Annotated in this window: 18 protein-coding genes; 13 read left to right on the plus strand and 5 right to left on the minus strand. The window is 55.6% G+C overall.

All coding sequences use genetic code 11. The annotated features are described in order from the left end of the window. Positions 1 to 95: 95 nt before the first annotated feature. From ABOC97_RS00005 to pspF, 3 genes are all read right to left on the minus strand, one after another. The gene (locus ABOC97_RS00005) at positions 96 to 782 is read right to left on the minus strand and encodes a fimbria/pilus periplasmic chaperone (protein WP_349592527.1); all 687 of its coding nucleotides are present in this window, start codon (positions 780 to 782) and stop codon (positions 96 to 98) included. 54 nt (positions 783 to 836) lie between these two features. Beyond that, positions 837 to 1376 (minus strand): fimbrial protein, encoded by a 540-nt coding sequence (locus ABOC97_RS00010; RefSeq protein ID WP_349592529.1) that lies wholly within the window; start codon positions 1374 to 1376, stop codon positions 837 to 839. A gap of 287 nt (positions 1377 to 1663) precedes the next feature. Beyond that, positions 1664 to 2632, minus strand: a complete 969-nt coding sequence (pspF, locus tag ABOC97_RS00015; RefSeq protein WP_349592532.1) for a phage shock protein operon transcriptional activator — start codon at positions 2630 to 2632, stop codon at positions 1664 to 1666. Between the two features lie 167 nt (positions 2633 to 2799). On the opposite strand from pspF, the gene pspA reads away from it, so the two are divergent. The 12 genes from pspA (at position 2800) to tyrR (ending at position 14319) form a co-directional block, all read left to right on the plus strand. Then, on the plus strand, positions 2800 to 3468 hold the full coding sequence (gene pspA / locus ABOC97_RS00020) for a phage shock protein PspA (protein ID WP_234505962.1): 669 nt from the start codon (positions 2800 to 2802) through the stop codon (positions 3466 to 3468). A 166-nt stretch (positions 3469 to 3634) separates the two neighbouring features. After that, complete coding sequence (gene pspB, locus ABOC97_RS00025) at positions 3635 to 3859, plus strand: envelope stress response membrane protein PspB (RefSeq protein WP_349592534.1); 225 nt, start codon at positions 3635 to 3637, stop codon at positions 3857 to 3859. Continuing rightward, complete coding sequence (gene pspC / locus ABOC97_RS00030) at positions 3859 to 4218, plus strand: envelope stress response membrane protein PspC (protein ID WP_112204796.1); 360 nt, start codon at positions 3859 to 3861, stop codon at positions 4216 to 4218. Before pspB ends, pspC begins: the two co-directional genes overlap by 1 nt. Before the next feature lie 14 nt (positions 4219 to 4232). Next, positions 4233 to 4451, plus strand: a complete 219-nt coding sequence (gene pspD / locus ABOC97_RS00035) for a phage shock protein PspD (protein WP_234505958.1) — start codon at positions 4233 to 4235, stop codon at positions 4449 to 4451. Positions 4452 to 4485: 34 nt separating this feature from the next. Next, entirely contained in the window at positions 4486 to 5883 is a 1398-nt protein-coding gene (locus ABOC97_RS00040) for a YcjX family GTP-binding protein (RefSeq protein WP_349592538.1), read from the plus strand. After that, positions 5880 to 6947, plus strand: a complete 1068-nt coding sequence (locus ABOC97_RS00045) for a YcjF family protein (protein WP_349592540.1) — start codon at positions 5880 to 5882, stop codon at positions 6945 to 6947. Before ABOC97_RS00040 ends, ABOC97_RS00045 begins: the two co-directional genes overlap by 4 nt. A 124-nt stretch (positions 6948 to 7071) precedes the next feature. After that, on the plus strand, positions 7072 to 8640 hold the full coding sequence (locus ABOC97_RS00050) for an ABC transporter substrate-binding protein (protein ID WP_234505947.1): 1569 nt from the start codon (positions 7072 to 7074) through the stop codon (positions 8638 to 8640). A gap of 79 nt (positions 8641 to 8719) precedes the next feature. Next, complete coding sequence (locus tag ABOC97_RS00055) at positions 8720 to 9769, plus strand: ABC transporter permease (protein WP_349592543.1); 1050 nt, start codon at positions 8720 to 8722, stop codon at positions 9767 to 9769. Next, positions 9769 to 10602: an ABC transporter permease gene (locus tag ABOC97_RS00060; RefSeq protein WP_349592546.1), complete on the plus strand. Its 834-nt coding sequence runs from the start codon at positions 9769 to 9771 to the stop codon at positions 10600 to 10602. The genes ABOC97_RS00055 and ABOC97_RS00060 overlap by 1 nt, the downstream gene beginning before the upstream one ends. Beyond that, positions 10595 to 11431: an ABC transporter ATP-binding protein gene (locus ABOC97_RS00065; protein WP_349592549.1), complete on the plus strand. Its 837-nt coding sequence runs from the start codon at positions 10595 to 10597 to the stop codon at positions 11429 to 11431. The genes ABOC97_RS00060 and ABOC97_RS00065 overlap by 8 nt, the downstream gene beginning before the upstream one ends. After that, the gene (locus ABOC97_RS00070; protein ID WP_349592551.1) at positions 11418 to 12122 is read left to right on the plus strand and encodes an ABC transporter ATP-binding protein; all 705 of its coding nucleotides are present in this window, start codon (positions 11418 to 11420) and stop codon (positions 12120 to 12122) included. Before ABOC97_RS00065 ends, ABOC97_RS00070 begins: the two co-directional genes overlap by 14 nt. Before the next feature lie 655 nt (positions 12123 to 12777). Beyond that, on the plus strand, positions 12778 to 14319 hold the full coding sequence (gene tyrR / locus ABOC97_RS00075; RefSeq protein ID WP_349592554.1) for a transcriptional regulator TyrR: 1542 nt from the start codon (positions 12778 to 12780) through the stop codon (positions 14317 to 14319). A 50-nt stretch (positions 14320 to 14369) separates the two neighbouring features. Here tyrR and tpx read toward each other — a convergent pair whose 3' ends face one another. Beyond that, entirely contained in the window at positions 14370 to 14876 is a 507-nt protein-coding gene (gene tpx, locus ABOC97_RS00080) for a thiol peroxidase (protein WP_349592556.1), read from the minus strand. 100 nt (positions 14877 to 14976) lie between these two features. Between tpx and ycjG the strand changes: the two genes are divergently transcribed. Next, the gene (ycjG, locus tag ABOC97_RS00085) at positions 14977 to 15942 is read left to right on the plus strand and encodes an L-Ala-D/L-Glu epimerase (RefSeq protein WP_349592557.1); all 966 of its coding nucleotides are present in this window, start codon (positions 14977 to 14979) and stop codon (positions 15940 to 15942) included. Here ycjG and mpaA read toward each other — a convergent pair. After that, positions 15933 to 16652 (minus strand): murein tripeptide amidase MpaA, encoded by a 720-nt coding sequence (gene mpaA / locus ABOC97_RS00090; protein ID WP_349592560.1) that lies wholly within the window; start codon positions 16650 to 16652, stop codon positions 15933 to 15935. The genes ycjG and mpaA overlap by 10 nt on opposite strands. Between the last annotated feature and the right edge of the window lie 40 nt (positions 16653 to 16692).

Below are 16692 nucleotides of genomic sequence, written 5' to 3' on the forward strand. Positions count from 1 at the left end.
GTCGGCGAAGGTAAGTTGATGACTCATGATGAACCCTGTTCCATGGCTCCAGATGACAAACATGATCTCATATCAGGGACTTGTTCGCACCTTCCTTAGATTGCTGCGGTATGTTCGGCTCCTGCCATGCCAAAATCGTTATAGAGTCGCCATGATATTTTTCCACTTTTTACACTTGAGTTTATTTTGAAGTTGGCGGTTGATTTTGGCGATACCCAGGTAACGGTATCAATGGCATGGTCATTGATTGTTACCGATGCGAAATTCATATAGTAATTGGTTGGGTTGTTTACCGTTACCGTTCCGCCGGAAATAGACCAGCGTATATTCTGCGTAAACTGTTCAGGTGTTGTCCCCGAGAGTGATTTTGGTCGGTATATTAATTTAATTCGTGAGTTAACGGCAATCTGTACCGAATTGCTGGGTTGTTCATCTCCGGTAGCGGGGATACCTTTAATATTTAACCAGTACATGCTTTCATGATCTTCAGGCATCGGCAGGCCAGAACGGACAATACGCAACACGTTTTTATCACCGACCTCGAGACGAAATAGCGGAGGGGTAATGATAATGGCTTCTTTGCCCGGCGTAGTTGTGTCGGCTGGCGTTATCCATGATTGCACCAGATTAGTGACCTTATCTTTATTTTCGATAGGAAAAGAGATTTCACTTTTGTTGCCGTCATAAATAATACGCGTACCGCCGATGGTCACGCTGGCAAAAACATTACAAGCGTAAAGGCTGACTGCAGCAGAGATGATGCCGAGTTTAAAAAAATTCATTTAATTACCTATAAAAACAAGTGCTAAATGGGGGGTTTAGCACTTGTCGATTAATTATTCATAGCTAACGGTATATGTCAGAGTACTGGATACATCACCCTGAGTGGGGGTATTAGCCGTTGCCACCAACATGGCGGAATAAGTCAGATTAATATCACCGCCAACCGCCGGCAGATCGATCTGTGCGTTACCGTCGTTGTTGATGATTGGAGTACCTTTGCTGTCTTTCAACATGACGCCGGTATTGGTTGCAGCCGTTCCGCTGCCTGAGGTGTTTTTAAAGTAGCTGGTGTTGCCATCGGTGTCACCGGTGAACTTCACAAATGCTTTAGTCGGTATACCCGCCGCAGCTTTCGGACAATCAGCTAAACTAATGTTAAACTCTTTAGGCGCGCCGGTCTGACCCGAGGTAGCGATATCGGCGGCGAGCGTTGAGCCTAAATCCAGACTTGCATTACCATCATTGACTGAAATAGTACAAGCGGATTCAATCACTTTGCCGGTGAAAGTAATTGTGTTGGTCCCTGCAGCTTGTGCACCAAATACTCCGCAAAGCATCAATGCGCATAATGTGAGTGGTTTATTGATGGTCATTCATTTAATCCTTAAATAAGTGCAATAATGGATTCTTAAAAATATTTCTACGTGTCTTCCGACATCTAATATATTAATTTAAGCTATGCGTTGAGCTAACTAAATTCTTGTCTTTGATAGTGTGAAATTGAAGTGATTTTGTCTCTTTTGAGACTTTATTGCGGAAGGTAAAGAACGCGGGTTCTCTTCATAAGATGAAAAGTATTGGTACAACTTATTGAATTAATGGCGTGCGGTCTAGCGTTGCCCTCACTGTAATAGGAGGGTATTCAAGGGAAAGGACGAATTTAAAGCTGGTGCTTTTTCAACAGCGCTCTCAACTGATGGTAGGTGAGGCCTAAAAGCTCGGCCGCCTGTTTTTGGTTAAAGCGGGCCTGTTGCAAACTTTGCTCAAGTAGCTCTTTTTCTTGCACCGATTGAAACTGGCGTAGATCGAGTGGCAGCGTTGGCCCTTTGGCGGTAGGCTGCGGCTGCGGTACCGTCTGGCGGAGGAACGGATCGATAACAATCTCATCGAGCGGAATTTCGCTGCTGCCGTGGCGATACATCGAACGCTCCACCACGTTTTTTAGTTCGCGAATATTGCCCGGCCAGCGGTAATTGAGCAGCGTATCGCGGGCGCGTTCGGTAAAGCCCGGGAACAGCGGGAGCTTAAGCTCCCGGCACATCTGGATAGCAAAATGATCCGCCATCAGCATGATGTCGCTGCGCCGTTCGCGTAGCGAGGGGAGCAGTACGACGTCAAAAGCCAGGCGGTCGAGCAGGTCGGCGCGAAAGTGGCCTTCTTCAACCATCTGCGGCAAGTCGGCGTTGGTGGCGCACACCAGGCGCACATTAACCTGCAGCGGCTGGCTTCCGCCCACGCGCTCAAGTTCACCATATTCAATCACCCGCAGCAGTTTTTCCTGCACCAGCATCGGCGCAGTCGCCAGTTCATCAAGAAATAGCGTACCGCCATCGGCACGTTCAAAGCGGCCCGGGTGGCGTTTCTGTGCACCGGTAAACGCGCCGGCTTCATGACCAAACAATTCGGAATCCAGCAGATTTTCGTTTAGCGCTGCGCAGTTGAGCGAGATAAATGGCCCTTGCCAACATGAAGAAAGGTAGTGCAGGCGGTTAGCGATAAGTTCTTTCCCGGTTCCTCGCTCACCGATAATCAGTACTGGTTTGTTCAGCGGCGCTAGCCGCGACACCTGCTCCAGCACCTCAAGAAAGCGGTTGGCCTCGCCGAGAAGGTTATCTTTGTAATCTGCCATGATGAAATTCGCCACTTGTTGGTGTAATTCGCCATCTCACTGTAGGCGTTAATGGCACAGATTTCAATCACCTCGTTTATAATCAATAAGATAAAAAGTTGGCATGGAATTTGTAATAGTCTCTTCGCAGGGCTAAGCCCGAAACATAGAACTATGAGGATTGAATTATGGGTATTTTTTCTCGTTTTGCCGACATCGTGAACGCCAACATCAACTCACTGCTGGAGAAAGCGGAAGACCCGCAGAAGCTGGTGCGTCTGATGATCCAGGAGATGGAAGACACGCTGGTTGAGGTTCGCTCCACATCAGCGCGTGCGTTGGCGGAAAAGAAAGAGCTGAGCCGTCGCGTTGAGAAAGCACTGGCACAGCAGCTTGAGTGGCAAGAAAAGGCCGAACTGGCGCTGCGTAAAGAGAAAGAGGATCTGGCGCGTGCGGCACTGATTGAGAAGCAGAAACTCACTGACGTTATCGCCACGCTGGAACATGAAGTGACGCTGGTGGATGAAACCCTGGCGCGGATGAAAAAAGAGATCGGTGAGCTGGAGAATAAACTCAGCGAAACCCGTGCCCGTCAGCAGTCTTTGGCTCTGCGTCATCAGGCGGCGAGTTCGTCCCGTGATGTGCGCCGTCAGTTGGATAGCGGTAAACTGGATGAAGCGATGGCGCGTTTTGAATCTTTTGAACGCCGTATTGACCACATGGAAGCGGAAGCGGAAAGCCATCGTTTTGGCAAACAACCATCGTTGGATCAGCAGTTTGCAGAGCTGAAAGCGGATGATGAAATCAGCGATCAGCTGGCTGCGCTGAAAGCCAAAATGAAGCAGGACAACGAATAATAAATCTGGCGGTACGTACAGTACCGCTGCTCATATGCCCGTCATACTTCAAGTTACAGATGCGTTGGCACCCCCGTCACAGACCAGGGTCAGTGACGGGGAAATCGTTCCCTTGCCGCCATCATGCAGTTCGAAATAATGAGGGTAGAAATCATAAGGAGTATTTATGAGCGCGCTTTTCCTCGGCATCCCCTTGACGCTGTTTGTGTTGTTTGTCCTGCCGATTTGGCTGTGGCTGCACTACAGCAACCGTTCCCGCTCCAGCGAGCTTTCGCAGGGTGAACAGCAGCGGCTGATGCAGCTTACCGATGACGCTAAGCGGATGCGCGAGCGTATTCAGGCACTGGAAGCCATTCTTGATGCAGAACATCCGAACTGGAGGGATCGCTAATGGCAGCACTGGATTTTAGCAAAAAGCTCTGGCGTATTCCGCAGCAGGGCATGGTGAAAGGGGTCTGTGCCGGTATTGCGCAGTTCCTAGACGTGCCGGTGAAACTGGTGCGCATCATTACCGTATTGGCGATGCTATTTGGACTCTTTTTCTTTGTCGTCGTCGCCTACATTATTTTGACGTTTGCCCTCGACCCGATGCCGGAAGGGGCGAACTATGGCGAGCACCAGCCGACCAGTCGCGACCTGCTGGATGCGGTTGATGCAGAGCTTTCCGCTGGTGAACAGCGTCTGCGTGAGATGGAACGTTACGTTACATCCGACACCTTTAGTCTGCGCAGCCGGTTCCGTCAGCTCTAAGTAAGAGGTTAATGATGAGCAATAAATGGCAGCGGGCAGGGCAGAAAGTTAAGCCTGGTTTAAAAATTGTCGGCAAGCTCGCCTTGCTGACCGCACTCCGCTATGGCCCGGCGGGTGTTGCCGGCTGGGCGGTGAAGTCCGTCGCCCGTCGGCCATTGAAAATGTTGCTGGCGGTGGCGCTGGAACCCTTATTGTCGCGCCTCGCCAAACGGTATTTCCCCATGGCAAAATAGCGGTATCGGCGTTGACAGGAGTGTCTATTAAGCAATGAAGCGACTCAAAACTGAATTCAATGCGCTGGTCAACCGAAGCGTTGACCGGCATCTTCGTATTGCCGTGACCGGCCTTAGCCGTAGTGGCAAAACCGCGTTTATCACCGGTATGGTCAATCAGCTGCTGAACATTCACACCGGAGCGCGTCTGCCGCTGCTTAGCGCGGTGCGCGACGAGCGCCTGCTGGGCGTAAAGCGCATCCCACAGCGCGACCTCGGGGTTCCCCGTTTTACCTACGATGAAGGGCTGGCGCAGCTTTATGGTCAGCCGCCGACCTGGCCTACGCCGACTCGCGGCGTTAGCGAAATTCGCCTGGCGCTGCGCTACAAATCCAACGACTCGCTGCTGCGCCATTTCAAAGAGACCTCCACGCTGTATCTGGAGATTGTCGATTATCCCGGTGAATGGCTGCTCGATTTACCTATGCTGACCCAGGACTATTTGAGTTGGTCAAGGCAGATGACCGGACTTTTGAACGGCCTGCGCGCGGAGTGGTCGGAAAAATGGCGGCAGCTCTGCGACGGTCTGGATCCGCTAGCTCCCGCCGACGAAAACCGCCTGGCGGAGATTGCGCAAGCCTGGACCGACTATCTGCACCAGTGCAAACAGCAGGGGCTGCATTTCATCCAGCCGGGCCGTTTCGTGTTACCGGGTGAACTCGCCGGAGCTCCTGCGTTACAGTTTTTCCCCTGGCCGGATGTTGACGCGGTGGGCGAAACCAAACTGGCGCAGGCGGGCAAAAGCACTAACGCCGGTATGCTGCGCGAGCGCTTTAACTACTACTGCGAAAAAGTGGTGAAGGGCTTCTATAAAGACCACTTCCTGCACTTTGACCGCCAGATTGTGCTGGTCGATTGCTTGCAGCCGCTCAATAGCGGGCCGCAGGCGTTTAACGATATGCGTCTGGCTCTGACGCAGCTGATGCACAGTTTCCACTACGGCCAGCGGACGTTGTTCCGCCGTCTGTTCTCGCCGGTTATTGACAAACTGCTGTTTGCCGCCACCAAAGCGGATCACGTGACGGTCGATCAGCACGGCAATATGGTGTCGCTGCTGCAACAGCTCATTCAGGATGCCTGGCAGAATGCGGCCTTTGAAGGCATCACCATGGACTGTCTGGGGCTGGCTTCAGTGCAGGCAACCCAGAGCGGACTAATTGACGTTAACGGCGAGAAAATTCCGGCGCTGCGTGGTCATCGCCTGAGCGACGGCGAACCGCTGACCGTTTATCCTGGTGAAGTTCCGGCCCGTTTGCCGGGCCAGGCATTCTGGGACAAACAGGGCTTTCAGTTTGAGAATTTCCGTCCACAGACGATGGACGTTGACCAGCCGCTGCCGCATATTCGCCTCGATGCCGCGCTGGAGTTTTTGATTGGAGATAAACTGCGATGAGCGATTCATTTAAACCGCGGATTGATTTTGCAGGCCCGTTAACGGAAGTAAAAAGCGAACAGTTTAAATCCTCGCAGGCGTTTGACGGTGAGACCGCGGAGAAGTTTGCGCCGGTAGCGCTTGATGATGACGCCGCAAGCGAAGGGCAGGCGGAAGCCAGCATTGAGGCCGCGCTGCGGCCAAAACGCAGCTTGTGGCGAAAAATGGTCGGCGCAGGGCTTGGCCTGTTTGGGATAAGCGTAGTTGCGCAGGGAGTGCAGTGGACGGCTAATGCCTGGCAAACTCAGGACTGGGTATCGCTGGGAGGCTGTGTCGCCGGAGCGCTAATTATTGGCGCGGGCGTCGGCTCTGTCGCCACCGAATGGCGCAGGTTGTGGCGTTTACGTCAGCGCGCACAGGAGCGTGATGAAGCGCGTACGCTGATGAACAGCCACGGCGTGGGCAAGGCGCGTGCTTTCTGTGAAGGGCTGGCACGGCAGGCGGGGCTCGATCAATCGCATCCGGCGCTACAGCGCTGGTATGCTGCAATACACGAAACCCAGAGCGACAGAGAAATCGTCAGCCTCTATGCGCATCTGGTGCAGCCGGTGCTGGACGCCCAGGCCCGTCGTGAAATCAGCCGCTCGGCGGCAGAGTCGACGTTGATGATCGCCGTCAGCCCGCTGGCGCTGGTGGATATGGCGTTTATTGCCTGGCGTAATCTGCGGCTGATTAACCGCATTGCTAACCTGTACGGCATTGAGCTGGGGTATTACAGTCGTCTGCGCCTGTTCCGTCTGGTACTGATTAACATTGCCTTCGCCGGGGCCAGCGAGCTGGTGCGTGAAGTCGGCATGGACTGGATGTCGCAGGATCTGGCCGCCCGTCTGTCTACCCGTGCAGCCCAGGGGATTGGCGCCGGTTTGCTGACCGCGCGCTTGGGGATTAAAGCGATGGAATTGTGTCGTCCACTGCCGTGGCTGGACAACGACAAACCGCGTTTAGGCGATTTCCGTCGTGAGCTTGTAGGTCAGCTAAAAGCCACCTTGCAGAAGGGAAAAACGGCGACGTCGCAGGACAAATGAATGTGAATAAATAACGTTATGCCAAATTGGCATAACGTATATCTATACTTATCTTTACTGAAAGTGACCAGCAGCGCTAATTTAGTCGATAACTTCAACGACATAATCACTTTCAGGAAGTCCGATGACCAAAACGCTGCTGTCTTTATTTGTGCTGACCGCGCTGTCAGCCTCCGCTTACGCTGCAACCCCTGCGAATACGTTGGTGGTCGCTCAAGGCCTTGATGATATTGTCAGTCTCGACCCGGCAGAAGCCAACGAGCTTTCCAGCATCCAGACGGTGCCTAGCCTGTATCAGCGTCTGGTGCAGCCGGACCGTAACGATCCAGCAAAAATCACCCCAATTCTGGCTGAAAGCTGGCAGGCCGATGCGGCTGCAAAAACGCTGACCATCAAGCTGAAAAATGACGCAAAATTTGCTTCCGGCAACGCGCTGCGCCCGGAAGACGTGATCTTCTCCTACACTCGCGCCGTGACGCTCAACAAATCCCCGGCGTTTATCCTCAACGTCCTCGGCTGGCAGCCAGACAACATTGCCAGCCAGTTGAAAAAAATCGACGACCACACGCTACAGGTGAGCTGGACCGCTGATGTCAGCCCGGCGGTGGCGCTGAATATTCTCTCCACGCCGATAGCCTCTATCGTTGATGAAAAATTAGTTGCGGCAAACGTTAAGGCCAACGACTTTGGCAACGAGTGGCTGAAAATGCACTCGGCGGGCAGCGGCGCGTTCAAAATGCGCGTCTACCAGCCTCATCAGGCTATCGTCCTTGAGGCCAACGAGACTTCGCCAACCGGTGCACCGAAGCTGAAAAGCGTGATCATTAAAAACGTGCCGGATCCAGCCTCCCGCCGCCTGCTGATCCAGCAGGGCGATGCTGACGTGGCGCGCGATCTCGGTGCCGACCAAATTGACGCTCTGCAAGGCAAACCGGGCCTGCAGGTGCTGAGCATTCCTTCCGCCGAACAAAACTACGTGGTGTTCAATACCGGCAACAGCGCTAACCCGCTGCTGGCAAATCCGGCATTCTGGGAAGCGGCCCGCTGGCTGGTAGACTATAACGGTATCACCAAAGATCTGCTGAAAGGTCAGTACTTTGTCCACCAGAGCTTCCTGCCGGTTGGTTTCCCCGGCGCACTGGACAACACACCGTTTAAATTCGACCCGGCGAAGGCCAAAGAGATTCTGGCGAAAGCCGGGATTAAAGATGCGCACTTTACCCTCGACGTGGAAAACAAACCGCCGTTTATCACCATAGCCCAGTCAATGCAGGCGAGCTTTGCTCAGGGCGGCGTAAAGGTTGAACTGCTGCCGGCGGCAGGTAGCCAGGTGTACGCCCGTGTGCGTGCTAAACAGCACCAGGCGGCAATTCGCTTGTGGATCCCGGACTACTTCGATGCCCACTCCAACGCCAGTGCATTTGCATTTAACGATGGTAAATCAAGCACCGTGGCGGGCCTCAACGGCTGGAAAATCCCTGAACTGAATAAAGCGACGCTGGCGGCGGTAGCCGAACCGGACGCGACCAAGCGCCTTGACCTGTATAAGAAAATGCAGGAAGAGCTGCAGCGCAATTCGCCGTATGTCTTTATTGACCAGGGCAAGACGCAGATCGTTATCCGCGATAACGTGAAGGGCTACCAGCAGGGGCTTAACGCCGATATGGTCTGGTACGACAACGTCACCAAGTAATTGCTATTGCAGCAGCGGCCCGCAGGCGTGAGCTTTCGGGCCGCTGCTGTTCGTTTTATCGTTGATATACGGAATGCCCATGCCCGCCGCTTTACCTAATCCAACCGCGCAGCGAACCCGGCGTTTACTGTCTGCGCTCTTTCAGGGGCTTTTCACGCTGGCACTGACCCTGTTGGGACTTTTGCTGGTAACGTTTGCCCTCTCGGCGCTATCGCCCGTCGACCGTGTACTGCAAATTGTTGGCGACCACGCTAGTCAGTCAACCTACGATCAGGTCCGTCACCAGTTGGGGCTTGACCGCTCGCTGCCGGTGCAGTTCTGGCACTATCTGCTGAATCTGGCCCACGGCGATCTGGGGACCGCCAGCGCCACCGGGCAGCCGGTGCTGCACGACCTGCTGGCCGCGTTTCCGGCAACCTTAGAGCTGGCAACGCTGGCGCTGGTGGTTGGCGCCGTGCTTGGCGTGATTGCCGGCGTGCTTTGCGCTCGCTACGCCGGTTCGCCATGGGATTTTTCCGTGCGTACCTTAACCCTGCTGGGCAACTCGGTGCCGATTTTCTGGCTCGGTCTGCTGATGCTGGCGCTGTTTTACGCCAGGCTCCAGTGGAGCTCCGGCCCGGGTCGACTCGATGATATTTATCAGTTCACTATTGAAGCGAAAACCGGCTTTGTGCTGATTGATACCTGGCTGTCCGGCGATAAAGAGGCGTTTCGCAACGCCGTCAGCCATCTGGTGCTGCCGATGCTGCTGCTGGCCTACTATTCGATGGCCAGCATTACGCGCCTGACGCGCTCCGCGTGCCTCAGTGAGATGAACAAAGAGTACATTCTGCTGGCCCGAGCCAAAGGGGCGGGGGAGATGAGCATTCTGATCCGCCACGTGCTACCCAATATTCGCGGCACGCTGTTGACGGTGATTGCGTTGGCCTATACCTCGATGCTGGAAGGCGCAGTGCTGACAGAGACGGTGTTCTCCTGGCCGGGTATCGGTCGTTACCTGACGACGGCGCTGTTCGCCGGGGATATGTCGGCCATTATGGGGGGCACGCTGCTGATTGGTGTTTCTTTTGTACTCATTAATAACCTCACCGACATGCTGGTGCGGCTGACCGATCCGAGGGTGAGCTGATGCCAACGTCTCTCTTTTTACATCGTTTACTGCGCTCACCTGCGGCCTGCTGCGGGCTGGCTATTGTCAGCTTACTGGTACTGACGGCGCTGTTCGCCCCCTGGCTCGCGCCGATGGACCCGAACTGGCAGGATGCCGCCATGCGCCTGCAAATGCCCAACCTCCAACACTGGCTGGGTACCGATAGCTTCGGGCGTGACCTGCTATCCAGACTGATTTACGGCACCCGTCCAGCGCTAGGACTGGTGGCGCTAGTGACGGTGATTACGCTGCCGGTCGGGCTGCTGGTGGGTATTCTCTCCGGCTATTACGGCGGCTGGCTGGAACGTATTCTGATGCGCTTTACCGATGTGGTGATGTCGATGCCACGACTGATTCTGGCGTTTGCTTTTGTCGCGATGCTTGGCCCAGGCCTGGTTAACGGCGCGCTGGCTCTGGCGCTGACCACCTGGCCTGCCTATGCGCGTCAGGCGCGCAGCGAAATTCAGCGTCTGCGGCACAGCGACTATCTGGCCGCCGCCGAGATGATGGGCATTCGAGGCCTGCGCCTGCTGGTGGGCCATATTCTGCCGCTGTGCCTGCCGTCAGCTATCGTACGGCTGGCGCTGGATCTGGCGGGGATTATTCTGGCCGCTGCGGGTCTGGGTTTCCTCGGGCTCGGCGCCCGCCCGCCGATGGCGGAGTGGGGTGCGATGATAGCCGATGGTATGCAGGTAATATTTGACCAGTGGTGGATTGCCGCTGCACCAGGGGGAGCGATTCTGATTGCCAGCCTGGCGTTTAACCTGCTGGGCGATGGTTTACGTGACATTCTGGAGCCGCAACATGACTGAACAACGCCTGTCCGTACGGGGACTGAATATTGATTATCCTGGCTCCCGGGTGGTCAATAATATGAACTTTACGCTCGGTAACGAGCGGTTGGCGCTGGTTGGCGAATCGGGTTCCGGTAAATCAATGACTGCGCGCGCGCTGATGGGATTGGTACGCAAACCGGGCATCGTCAGCGCTGACCAACTGAACGTGCTGGGCCGCGATGTACAGAGTCTTGATGCGCGTGGCTGGCGTGCGCTGCGGGGTAACGATATCGCGATGGTGTTACAAGATCCTCGTTATGCGCTCAATCCGGTTAAAACGGTACGCGCGCAACTGGAAGAGGCGCTGGTATTGCACCAGCGCCTGAATCGCCGCGAGCGTCAGGAAAAAATCGCATCGGCGGTACTGGCGATGGGACTGGACGTGCAGGTGCTGAACCGTTATCCGGGCGAACTGTCCGGCGGCATGGGCCAGCGGGTGATGATCGCCATTGCGCTGATCAACGATCCGCAAGTGCTGATTGCCGATGAACCGACTTCGGCGCTGGATGCGCGGTTGCGTAATCAGATCCTCGAACTGCTGGTGACGCAATGTGAACAGCGGAACATGGCAATGTTGCTGATTAGCCACGATCTACCGCTGGTGGCCCAGCACTGCCATCGGGTTCTGGTGATGTACCAGGGCAACAGCGTCGATGAGATGGCCGCCGGTGATTTACCGCAGGCCACGCATCCCTATACGCGCACTTTATGGACCTGCCGTCCCAATGCGCAAACCTACGGGCAGAGGCTACCCACGCTTGACCGTACCAAGAGCTTTGAGGAGTCGACAGATGGCAATCGTTAATCTCGAGGCACTACAGGTCACGTTTGGTGATAAAACGGCAGTCTCCGCTGCCAGTTTCCACGTGGAGACCGGCGAAACCTTTAGCCTGATTGGCGAGTCGGGCTGCGGGAAATCGACGATTTTGCGGGTGAACGCCGGGCTACAGCGCGACTGGCACGGCCAGGTAACGCTTTTCGGGCAGAACATCACTGCGGGAGCACGTTTTCAGGGCCAACTACGCCGTAATGTGCAGATGGTCTTTCAGGATCCCTATGCCTCGTTGCACCCGAACCATACTTTGTGGCGCACGCTGGCCGAGCCGCTACAGATTCATGGCGAGGGCGATATCGAAATGCGGGTGAGTACCGCGCTGGAGCAGGTAGGGTTGCCTGCAGATGCCGTGCGTCGCTACCCGCATCAGCTCTCCGGAGGCCAGCGTCAGCGCGTGGCCATTGCTCGCGCGCTGTTGCTAAGACCGAAAATTCTGCTGCTGGACGAACCAACTTCGGCGCTGGATATGTCGGTCCAGGCCGAGATCCTCAATCTGCTCAACCGCTTGAAGCAGGACCACGGTATGACCTATCTCCTCGTCAGCCACGATGCAGATGTGATTGCCCATATGTCCGATCGCGCGGCGTTTATGGCGGCTGGCGTGATCCAGCGCTTTTTCGATCGCGATGCGATAGGGCGCGGCGAACACCGGATGGGATGAGCTGTGGCTCCCCTCACCCTAACCCTCTCCCCGGAGGGGCGAGGGGACCGATGAGTGCGGTTTTTGGCTTCACGACTCGTTTCTGGAATGGCCATCTAAAGTACGGGCACAATCTGCCCTCTCACCCTAACCCTCTCCCCGGAGGGGCGAGGGGACCAATTAGTGCGGTTTTTGGCTTCACGACTCGTTTCTGGAATGGCCATCTATAGTACGGGCACAATCTGCCCTCTCACCCTAACCTTCTCCCCGGAGGGGCGAGGGGACCGATTAGTGCGGTTTTTGGCTTCACGACTCGTTTCTGGAATGGCCATCTAAAGTGCGGGCACAATCTGCCCTCTCACCCTAACCCTCTCCCCGGAGGGGCGAGGGGACCGATGAGTGCGGTTTTTGGCTTCAGGAGCTATTTCTACCATGCAATGCTGAGGAGAAAATCATCTCAGGTACGGGCACAATCTGCCCCCTCTCCCTTTTTAAGGGAGAGGGTTGGGGTGAGGGTTGCTGCTCCGTGCGCTTTTCCGCTGCTTGAACGCATAACTTTACGGCACAAAGTCGATTTTTCCGCCATACTGTCAATAATTGTTGACAGTCATCTTCCCGCCAGCGAAGAACTGTCTTATTATTCATATGTCTTTGGCTTTTAAGGGTGAAAACTCCCATGCGTCTTGAAGTCTTTTGTGAAGACCGTCTCGGTCTGACTCGTGAACTGCTCGATCTTCTGGTCCTGCGCGGCATTGACCTGCGCGGAATCGATATCGACCCTGTTGGCCGAATCTATCTTAATTTCGCGGAGCTGGAATTCACCAGCTTCAGCAGCCTGATGGCGGAGATCCGCCGTATTGCCGGTGTGACGGACGTCCGTACCGTACCGTGGATGCCATCAGAGCGCGAGCATCTGGCGCTGAGCGCATTGCTGGAAGCCATGCCAGAGCCGGTGCTATCGCTGGATACCCGCAGTAAAATTGAACGCGCTAACCCGGCGAGCTGCCAACTCTTCGGCATGAACCAGGAGCGTATGCGCAGCCATAACGTGACGCAGCTGATTAGCGGTTTTAACTTCCAGCGCTGGCTGGAAAGCGACTCCGTGGAGTCACTCGCCGAGCATGTGGTCATCCAGGGACAAAACTTCCTGCTGGAAGCGACGCCGGTCTACCTGAACGGTGAAGATGACACGCGTATTCTCGGCGGAGCGGTGGTGATGCTGCGTTCGACGCTGAAAATGGGGCGTCAGCTGCAAACCATGACCACGCAGGATGTTAGCGCTTTCAGCCAGATTGTCGGCGTCAGCCCACGTATGCGTCAGGTGGTGGATCAGGCGCGCAAGCTGGCGCTGCTGACCGCACCGCTGCTGATTATCGGGGAAACCGGCACCGGTAAAGATTTACTGGCGCATGCTTGCCATTTAGCCAGCCCACGAGCGGCAAAACCCTATCTGGCGCTGAACTGTGGCTCGATACCGGAAGATGCGGTGGAAAGTGAGCTATTTGGCGATGCGGCAGAAGGTAAAAAAGGCTTCTTCGAGCAGGCTAATGGTGGCTCGGTACTGCTGGATGAAATTGGCGAAATGTCGCCGCGCATGCAAACTAAACTGCTGCGCTTCCTCAATGACGGCACTTTCCGTCGCGTTGGTGAAGATCATGAAGTCCATGTCGACGTCCGCGTGATTTGCGCCACCCAGAAAAACTTGGTTGAGCTGGTGCAAAAAGGGCTATTCCGCGAGGATCTCTATTATCGTCTCAACGTCCTGACCCTCAATCTGCCGCCGCTGCGCGATCGTCCACAAGATATCATGCCGCTGACCGAGCTGTTTGTGGCGCGATTTGCCGATGAGCAGGGGATCTCCCGGCCTAAACTTGCCGCCGATCTCAATACGGTATTAACCCGTTACGGCTGGCCGGGCAACGTACGTCAGTTAAAAAATGCGGTGTATCGTGCGCTGACCCAGCTTGAGGGCTACGAACTGCGTCCGCAGGACGTGCTGCTGCCGGATAATGACGTCTCCAGCGTGGCGGTAGGCGAAGAGGCGATGGAAGGATCGCTGGATGATATTACGCGTCGCTTCGAACGCTCGGTGCTGGCTCAGCTTTATCACAGCTACCCAAGTACGCGTAAGCTGGCAAAACGCCTGGGCGTTTCACATACCGCGATTGCAAATAAGCTGCGTGAATATGGCCTGAGCAGTAAGAAGGGAGAAGAGTAATAAAAAAACAGCCTCTGAAAAGAGGCTGTTTTGCTTTGACGCTCTGGTTGTTACGCTTTCAGCGCAGCCAGGGCAGCATCGTAGTCCGGCTCGTTGGTGATTTCGTTCACCAGCTCGCTGTAAACGACACTGTCGTTTTCATCGATGACGACAACGGCACGTGCCGCCAGACCTTTCAGTGCGCCATCAGCGATGCCCACACCGTAGGTTTGCAGGAATTCTGGCGCACGCAGGGTGGACAGAGTGACCACATTGCTCAGACCTTCTGCACCGCAGAAGCGAGATTGGGCAAATGGCAGGTCAGCGGAAACGCACAGAACAACGGTATCCGGCAGTTCACCAGCCAGTTGGTTGAATTTACGCACAGATGCCGCGCAAACGCCGGTATCGATGCTTGGGAAAATGTTCAGAACTTTACGTTTACCAGCGAACTGGCCGAGGGTGACGTCAGAGAGATCTTTTGCCACCAGCGTAAACGGTTGAGCTTTATCGCCAGCCTGCGGGATAGAACCTTGAACAGCAACGGGATTGCCCTGGAAATGTACGGTTTGCGACATGATTATCTTCCTGTTTACATATAGTTAACGTCTGCCCTAGTGTATGTCATCAGGTGTTAACACGGCAAACCCTATTTGCGCCTCAATAAAAGGAGTGGAAATGAGAAAGCTGCGCGTTTATGAAGAAGCCTGGCCGCTGCACTCACCGTTTGTTATTGCCCGCGGTAGCCGCAGCGAAGCAAAGGTGGTGGTGGTTGAGCTTGAACAGGATGGCGTGAAAGGTATCGGCGAGTGCACGCCGTATCCGCGCTATGGTGAGAGTCTGGCCTCGGTAATGGCGCAGATTATGGCGATTGGCGAACAGCTTGAACGCGGCATCACGCGCGAACAGTTAGCGACCTTGCTCCCCGCAGGTGCCGCGCGTAACGCGGTGGACTGCGCGCTATGGAGTCTGGAGGCGCACCTGGTTAAAAGTGACGTTGTCACTCAGCTTGGTGTTGTGCTACCGACGACGGTGGTGACTGCCCAGACGGTGGTTATCGGTACGCCTGAACAGATGGCTGCCAGTGCCAGAGCGCTATGGGAAAGCGGGGCGACGCTGTTAAAGGTCAAGCTGGACAACCATTTTATCTGCGAGCGCATGGTGGCGATTCGGGAAGCTGCACCAGAAGCCACGCTTATCGTCGATGCCAATGAGTCCTGGCGTGGTGATGGGCTGGCGGCGCGCTGCCAGCTACTGGCCGATCTCAAGGTGGCGATGCTGGAGCAACCGCTGCCGGTCGGCGAAGATGAGGCGCTGGATAATTTTATTCATCCGCTGCCTATCTGTGCCGATGAAAGCTGCCATACCCGCGAAGATCTGTCCGTCTTGCGCGGCCGCTACGAGATGGTGAATATCAAGCTCGATAAAACCGGTGGCCTGACCGAGGCGCTGGCGCTGGCCGCCGAAGCCAAAGCGCAGGGGTTTGCGCTGATGCTGGGCTGCATGCTCTGCACGTCGCGGGCGATTGACGCCGCATTGCCTCTGACCACTCAGGTCAAACTCGCCGATCTTGATGGCCCAACCTGGCTCGCCGTTGATGCGCAGCCCGCGCTACGCTTTACCTGCGGTGAGCTTCATTTGTGATTAGCGGGTTGCCAGTGCAATAGCTGCGTCATCGCGTCGAGATAATTCTCGCTGGCCTCATCAGAGGAGACCGGTGGGAATTCGGCGGTGATGCAGTGCAGGCCAATATCCTCACACCAACTGCCAAACGAACCGGGCGTTTCATAGCCCACGCTGCTGACCAGTGGCAGCGTAAAGGCGTTAGACAACCACTGCCCGAGCTCGCTGTTACGGGAATCTTCGATACAAGCCAGTGGGTCATGGAATGACACCACCCATGCTGGGTTAATTTGATGGATGAGCTGACACAGCCCGCGGCTTTCCGGTTCGGATCCCGGGCGGCTGCCGGTTAGCAGTACGACGTCGCGCTGCTCGGCGGCGCTGTTCCAGCGATACACGGTCTCGCCCGCTTTCCAGTTAGCCGCCGGAAAGTTGCGATTTAAATCGACACCGTTGGCGTTCGCCCGCAGCCCAAGCTGGCAGCCGTCCGGGTTGACCGCCAGAATCACGTGATGGCGACGCAGCTCCGGGGCTAATGCCCGCAGCGCGCAGGAGAGTGTCACCACGGAGGAGTTTTCATCCCCGTGGGTACCGGCAATGATCAACCCACTTTGCGGGCCGGCAACCGTCGCAGGAAACCAGATAAGCGGCGCGCCCAGCAGAGAACGGCCATAGTGTTGTGTTCCCTGAGGGAACGCGCCGCGCTGAGCGCGAGGGCGAAGAGCTGACATAGCGATAGTCCCGATCCTGAGTGCGATACCGAGCAGTGTT

This window comes from Kluyvera huaxiensis (genome assembly GCF_040149365.1).
Classification (GTDB): domain Bacteria; phylum Pseudomonadota; class Gammaproteobacteria; order Enterobacterales; family Enterobacteriaceae; genus Kluyvera; species Kluyvera intermedia_A.